The sequence below is a fragment of the Streptomyces sp. NRRL WC-3549 genome (assembly GCF_000721935.1).
Classification (GTDB): domain Bacteria; phylum Actinomycetota; class Actinomycetes; order Streptomycetales; family Streptomycetaceae; genus Streptomyces.
Genome location: NZ_KL585425.1, coordinates 15,161 through 21,596 on the forward strand (window position 1 = coordinate 15,161; position 6,436 = coordinate 21,596).

The following is a 6,436-nucleotide window of genomic DNA, read 5'->3' on the forward strand; positions in this document are numbered from 1 at the left end:
CCGGCGGCCGCCGGCACACCTCCCGCATCAGGGCGTCCGGCCCGGCCTCCCCGTCCGGGCCGGTCAGGTGCAGCGGGGCGACGTGGTCACCGGCCCGCACCTCCTGCCCCCGCCAGCCGGGACGGCCGCCGCGTTCGACGTAGCGGTGCCGGAGCCCGGGGACCCGGTGCAGACGCCGGCCGATGTGGTCGGCGACCGCGGCCACTCCGGGCGCCTCGCCTTCCAGGACGAGAGCGGCGCAGATGTGCATCTGCGCCGCGTGCTCCAGGGGTGCCATCGCCATCAGCACGGCGTCACCGACCTGTGCCGAGGGGGTCGTCGTCCTTGCGTACATCCGCCCTTGCGTCCTGTTCTGTGAGGCTGTGGGGCCGCGGGGCGAGCCGCCGGCCCGTAAGCGGGCCCGGAAGGCGCTTCGCCCCGGGGGCGCCCGCCCCTCCTGCCGGGCCGGTGCGCTCCCCCACACGACCACGCGGGCAGGCGGGCCGCGCGGTCTTCCGGCGGAAGATCACTCGTTCCTGTCTCTTATACACATCGCGGGGCGGCAGGGCAGCAGGGGGGCGGGGCGGCAGGGTGGCGGGGCGGGTGTGCCCGGCCTCCGGCCCCGGTGCGGCTCGGGCCGATTACACGGTGGTGCGGCGTGGTAACCGGCGGTGCGCCCGGCGGGTGAATCATAGTGGGGCGCTATGAGCACCACCGAAACCGCCGAACCACCTCCCGGAAGTCCCGGTCCGCACCCGCCCGGTGCCTCCGGCGGCGAGTCCCGGCCGGACGGCCCGGTCGTCGCCATCGGTGTGGCCGGGATCGTCGCCGTGGTGCTGTGGGCGAGCCTGGGAGGGACGTCCTTCCAGCACTTCTCGGACAGCGCCCTGCCCTGGGTGATGAAGAACTTCGCCTGGCTCTTCGTCGTCGCGGCGGACGTCTTCCTCGTCCTGTGCGTCGTCATCGCGTTCAGCCGCTTCGGCCGGATCCGCCTCGGGCGTGGCGACGACGTGGAACCGGAGTTCACGGACTTCGCCTGGGTGTCGATGATGTTCGCCGCGGGCATGGGCATCGGCCTGATCTTCTACGGTGTGGGCGAGCCCATCACCCACTACCTGGTGCCGCCGCCCTCCACGGGTGTGCGGCCCGGCACCCCGGAGGCCGCGGGCACGGCCCTGGAGTACTCCTTCTTCCACTGGACGCTGACGCCGTGGGCCATCTACGGGGTCGTCGGTCTCTCGCTCGCCTACACGACGTTCCGCCTGGGACGGGGCAACCGGCTCAGTGCCGTCTTCGTCCCGCTGATCGGTGAACGGCTGGCCGACGGGGTCGTGGGGCGTGCGCTCGACCTCCTCGCCGTGTTCGCCACCGTCTTCGGTACCGCGACGAGCCTCGGCGTGGGAGCACTCCAGATCGCCACCGGACTCCATCTGACCTCGGGGATCGCCAACACCACCGGGCTCCAGCTGATCATCATCGTCTCCCTCGGCGCGGCGTTCGTGGCGTCGGCCTTCACCGGCCTCCACGGCGGGGTGAAGTGGCTCAGTTCCATGAACCTGGTGATGGCCGCCGTGCTGATGGTCTTCATCTTCGTCGTGGGCCCCACCGTCTACCTCCTCGACGTGATGCCGTCGAGCGTGGGCGGCTACCTGAACCAGCTCATCCCCATGGCGAGCCGCACCGGCGCCTTCACGGACGGGGGGTGGCTCGGTGAGTGGACGATCTTCTACTGGGCGTGGTGGCTGTCCTGGGCTCCCTTCGTCGGGACGTTCATCGCCCGCATCTCCAAGGGCCGCACCATCCGGGAGTTCCTCCTCACGGTGCTGCTGGTTCCCTCCGGCGCCTCCGCCGTCTGGTTCTGCGTCCTGGGGGGAACCGGCATCCGCCTCGACGAGACCGGCGTGGTCGACATGGCCCAGAAGGAGTCCCAGGGCACCGAGGCGACCCTCTTCGCCATGCTCGACGCCCTGCCGCTGCCGGCCGTCACCTCGTGGTTCGCCATGGTCCTGATCATGCTGTACTTCATCACCAGTGCCGACTCCGCCTCCCTGGTGATGGGCTCCCTCACCAGCCGTGGTGCCCTCCATCCGCGTGCCTGGCTCAACGTCACCTGGGGCATCCTGATGGCCGCCGTCGCCGCCGCCCTGCTCGTCGCGGGCGGTCTGGAGTCCCTCCAGTCCGCGACCATCCTCGTCGCCCTCCCGTTCGTCGTCGTCATGCTCGGGCTGTGCTGGGCCACGGTCCGTGAGCTCCGCGAGGACCCGAGCGCCGGGCCGCCGCGCGGCAACGCCCTGCACGGGCTGCGGGACGCCATCCGGAAGATGATCGGCGAGACCATGTCCGAAGGGGCCCCTCCCGCGCAGTCGGCGCACCCCCGCCTTCGCCGTGTGGCGCAGAGCCGGGCGCAGCGCAAGGACGGGGAGCGGGAGGAGAGCGGGGAGCAGGACGAGAACGGCGAGCGGTAGGGGCCACGGCCTTCGGTCGGACCGGGTCCGGTGCCGTCCGTACGGCGGGTACACGGGCACGCGCGCATGGCCGCCTGCCCGCCGGCCGGCCCCGCGCGGGGCCGGCCTCCGCCCCGGGTCAGCCCACCAGATCCGGCGCCCGCAGCATCTCGGGCGGGATGCCCCAGGCGTCGACGAGGTCGACCGCGAGGGGGCGGACCTTGCGGCAGAGGTCGTTCACCTCACGGCTGATCGCCTTGGAGCGCGGGACGGTCAGCCGGCCGTGCTCCATGAACCAGGCCCGGTCCGCCTCGATCGTCGACAGGGCGAACAGGTCGCACAGCAGCCCCAGCGCGACCTTGTTGCCGCCCTCGGGCAGCGCCCGCAGCTTCTCGACGAACGCCTCCAGCACCAGCCGCTCGACGTGGGCGTGGGCGACCGCGATGACGTGGTCCTGCACCTGCGAGAAGACGGCGCCGGGGTCCCGCTCCTGGTCGACACCCCGCTTGAGGCGGCGGGCCACGCCGGCGAGCATGTGCTCCTCGCGGTAGCGGAGCATGGCGAGCTGGTACTCCGGGTCGAGCAGGCCGGCTTCCCGGTCCCACTCGTCGCCGCCGGGCAGCAGGTCACGCACCCGTTCGAGCAGCTTGTGGGCCGACGTCTTCTCCATGACCGTCTCGACGGCGAGGCCGGTGACGTGGCGGACCATGCCGAGCTGGTCGAGGTTCTCGAACTCGTCCGCGTAGTGGGTCAGAAGGCCCTTGGCCACGAGTTGCAGCAGGACGTGGTTGTCGCCCTCGAAGGTGGTGAAGATGTCGCTGTCGGCCTTGAGGGCGGCGAACCGGTTGACGCTGAGGTAGCCGGCGCCGCCGCACGCCTCTCGGCACTCCTGGACGACCCGGGTGGCGTGCCAGGTACCGAGCGCCTTGGTACCGGCGGCCCGTGCCTCCAGCCGGCGTCGCGCCTGCGCGTCGTCCTCGATGCCGGAGAAGACGTCGTGCAGTTGCCCGCGCACGACGTCCTGCGCGAAGTGCAACGCGTAGGTACGCGCGAGGAGTGGCAGCAGACGACGCCGGTGCAGGCCGTAGTCGAGGAGCAGCTGCTCCTCCTCGCCCGACGAGGCCTCGAACTGCCGGCGCCGCACGGCGTACTTCGTGGCGATCGTCAGGGCGACCTTGGCGACGCCGACCCCGGCCCCGCCGACGCTGACCCGGCCCTGCACGAGGGTGCCGAGCATGGTGAAGAAGCGTCGGTCGGGGTTCTCGATCGGGCTCTCGTAGACGCCTTCGGCGGTGACGTCGGCGAACCGGTTGAGCAGCGCCTCGCGCGGCACGCGCACACCGTCGAACCGGATGCGGCCGTTGTCCACGCCGTTGAGGCCCATCTTGCGGCCGTCGTCCTCGATGTGGACACCGGGCGCCGCCTCGCCGCCGGCCCGGATCGGTACGACGAACGCGTGCACGCCCTCGGACTTCCCGCCCACCTCCAGCTGGGCGAAGACGACCGCCAGCTCGCCGTGGCGGGCGGCGTTGCCGATGTAGTCCTTGCGCGCCTGCTCGCCGTGCGTGGTGATGACGAACTCGCGGCGGGCGTCGTCGTACACCGCGCGGGTGCCGAGCGCCTGGACGTTCGAGCCGTGCCCGGTCTCCGTCATCGCGAAGCATCCCATCAGCTTCCCGGTGACCAGGTCCGGCAGATAGGCGTCGTGGTGGCGTTCGGTGCCCAGATGCAGGATCGCCCCGCCGAAGAGACCGAACTGCACACCGACCTTCACCAGCACCGACAGGTCACCGAAGGCAAGCGTCTCGAACGCGGCGATCGAGGCCCCGACGTCGCCGCCCCCGCCGTACCTGCCGGGGAAGCCCATGCCGGTCTGGCCCGTCGCGGCCATCTCGACCACGAGCTCACGCACCCGCTCGCGAAACGCGTCGACGCCGAGCTCGTCAGCCTCCTCGAGGACGGAGGCGTACGTCACCAGGTTGGTCCGGACGAGGTCGCGGACCTCGGCGTACTCGCCGTCGAGCACCGCGGCGAGCGCCCGGACGTCGACCTCGGGCTGCGCGTAACCGCTCGCGGCAGTGGATGCGTTGTCAGTGGCCATGCCAGTTCGCTACCCCGCGCGAGGACGATCAAGCGGTCGGCCGGGGCAGGCAGAGCCGTACGGGGGAAGCGCGCGGCCCGCCCGGCGCGTCCGCGGACGCGCCGGACGCACCTGCGGGCCGGCCGGGTACGGGCCGTGGCCGGCACCGCGGAGGTGACACGGGGGGATGCTCCTGGACCCCCTGACCACGGTCGGGGTCCTGGCCGTGCCGACCATGGTGCCCTGGCCGGACATGGCCGTCCCGGCGTAGTTCGAGGGGAGGAAGGGTGTCAGGCCCCAGGGATCGGCGCGTGCCGGCAGATGCGGACGCACCGACTACGCGGTCGCCGGACGGCTGAACTCATCAGAAGTGACGGCGAGCCCGGAACGCGCCCCCGGTAGCGTGCACGCAGAAGGCGCCTTCCCCTGCGAGACGACAGCAGCCCCGGGCGAGTCCAAGCGTCCCGGGCCGGAGGGCACTTTCGTTTTCCCCTCCGCCTTCCTCCTTCCCTTCCCCGGCCCGGATCCGTACGCCGCCGCGGCCGGGAACACGGAGCAGATGGGCCCGTCGACCCGCGCGCCGACCCCACCTCCTGACGCCCCGTCAGCCCGACTGGCCCGTCTTCGGCGGGTTCCGGGCGTCGAAGGCGAAGATGGTGTTCTCGGCCGCGGCCACGATCAGCGCACGCCCCGCCACGGTCACGCGCGGGCTCGCCCCCTGTTCGCCCGTCAAACCGTCAGCCTGCGGGTCCGTCGACCACAGGAGCTCGCCGTCGTCCGGCGACAGCGCCACCACCCGGCCGGTGGCCGAGCTGAAGTAGAGCGCGTCGGCCCCTGCGGCGGGGCCCGACCCGCCCTCCACTGCGGTCTGCCGCGACCACTTCTTCCGGCCGGTCGCGGGGTCGAGCGCGGTGACGAGGCCGGTCTGGCCGCTCATGTAGACGGTGCCGCCCGTCATTCCGGGCGTCCCCTCGTACGTCCTGGCCAGCCGGGAGTACGTGACCTTCCGCGAGGCCGGGTCGACCCGCGCCACCCCGTCGTAGCCGACCGACGCCGTTCCCTCCCTGTGTTCCTGAAGGAGTACGAGTTCGCCGTCGGCGACGCCCACCGGCACGGCGGGACCGTCGACCGCGATGGGGCCGTCCAAGGTCCCCGAGTCGCTGTCGACCGTGTACAGGACGGGGTGGCTCACCTCTGTGGCGTCCAGCTCCTCGTCCGTCGCGCACATCGCCAGGAGCTGTGAGCCCACCGGGACGGGAGCGCACTGCGTGCCCGCGGGGAACGACGCCGTCCAGGCGACCTCACCGCTGTGCGCGTCCCGGGTCTCGAAGTACGTGTTGGAAGCGTCGACCGTCACGACGGACGAACCGACCACGACGGCGTCCTGAGTCCGTCCGGTCACGGCCGTCGACTGGGCACCGGACGGCACGGACCACAGCTCCCGGCCGGTGTCCGCGTCCAGGGCGACGACCTCGCGGGGAGGGCCCTGCGGGGCGTCCTCGTCGGCGAAGCGGTAACCGAGCACCGTGTCGTCGGTGGCGCCCACCAGATGCATGCCCTGGACGGGTACGCCCGGACTGCTCGCCGTCCACACCGGTGAACCGTCCAGAGCCCTGATGCGGGTCGCGACGACACCGCCGCCCCCGCAGAACAGGTCCTCGCCGCGCGTGACGCAGCGCAACTCGTCGGTGGTGTCCTCAGGACCGTCCTGGACCGTCGTACGCCACGGCTCGAAGCCGTCGGGAAGTGCGGCACCCGGCGCCGTGACGCTGTCCTTCTTGCCGGCCTCGGTGTTCCTCCCGAGGCCGCCCGAGTTCAGTGCGGCGGCTCCCCCGCCGATCGCCGCCACCGCGACCGCGGCCGCGAGCACGGGGCGCCACCGGCGGCGCAGACGGCCGCCGGCGGGGGCACCGTCGGTGCCTTGGGTGTCGGT

General features: G+C 72.4%; 4 protein-coding genes. 1 reads left to right on the forward strand and 3 read right to left on the reverse strand.

Annotated features, from left to right (window positions below):
* A partial coding sequence (locus IH13_RS0127815) for a hypothetical protein (RefSeq protein WP_031088725.1) occupies positions 1-334 on the reverse strand: 334 nt, incomplete at its 3' end.
* A gap of 349 nt (positions 335-683) precedes the next feature.
* Between IH13_RS0127815 and IH13_RS0127820 the strand changes: the two genes are divergently transcribed.
* Positions 684-2,444: a BCCT family transporter gene (locus IH13_RS0127820; RefSeq protein ID WP_031088726.1), complete on the forward strand. Its 1,761-nt coding sequence runs from the start codon at positions 684-686 to the stop codon at positions 2,442-2,444.
* Positions 2,445-2,562: 118 nt separating this feature from the next.
* On the opposite strand, the gene IH13_RS0127825 is transcribed toward IH13_RS0127820, so the two are convergent.
* Together IH13_RS0127825 and IH13_RS0127835 are read right to left on the reverse strand one after the other, a co-directional pair.
* A complete protein-coding gene (locus tag IH13_RS0127825) occupies positions 2,563-4,524 on the reverse strand; it encodes an acyl-CoA dehydrogenase family protein (protein WP_031088727.1) in 1,962 nt (653 codons plus the stop codon).
* 583 nt (positions 4,525-5,107) lie between these two features.
* Positions 5,108-6,436: outer membrane protein assembly factor BamB family protein (locus tag IH13_RS0127835; protein ID WP_031088728.1), on the reverse strand; the 1,329-nt coding region annotated here is incomplete at its 5' end.

What these genes read in the sequence shown, in the direction of transcription:
- IH13_RS0127820 (WP_031088726.1), top strand. Translation starts at nt 684, where the DNA reads ATGAGCACCACCGAAACCGCCGAACCACCTCCCGGAAGTCCCGGTCCG.
- IH13_RS0127825 (WP_031088727.1), bottom strand. Translation starts at nt 4,524, where the DNA reads ATGGCCACTGACAACGCATCCACTGCCGCGAGCGGTTACGCGCAGCCC.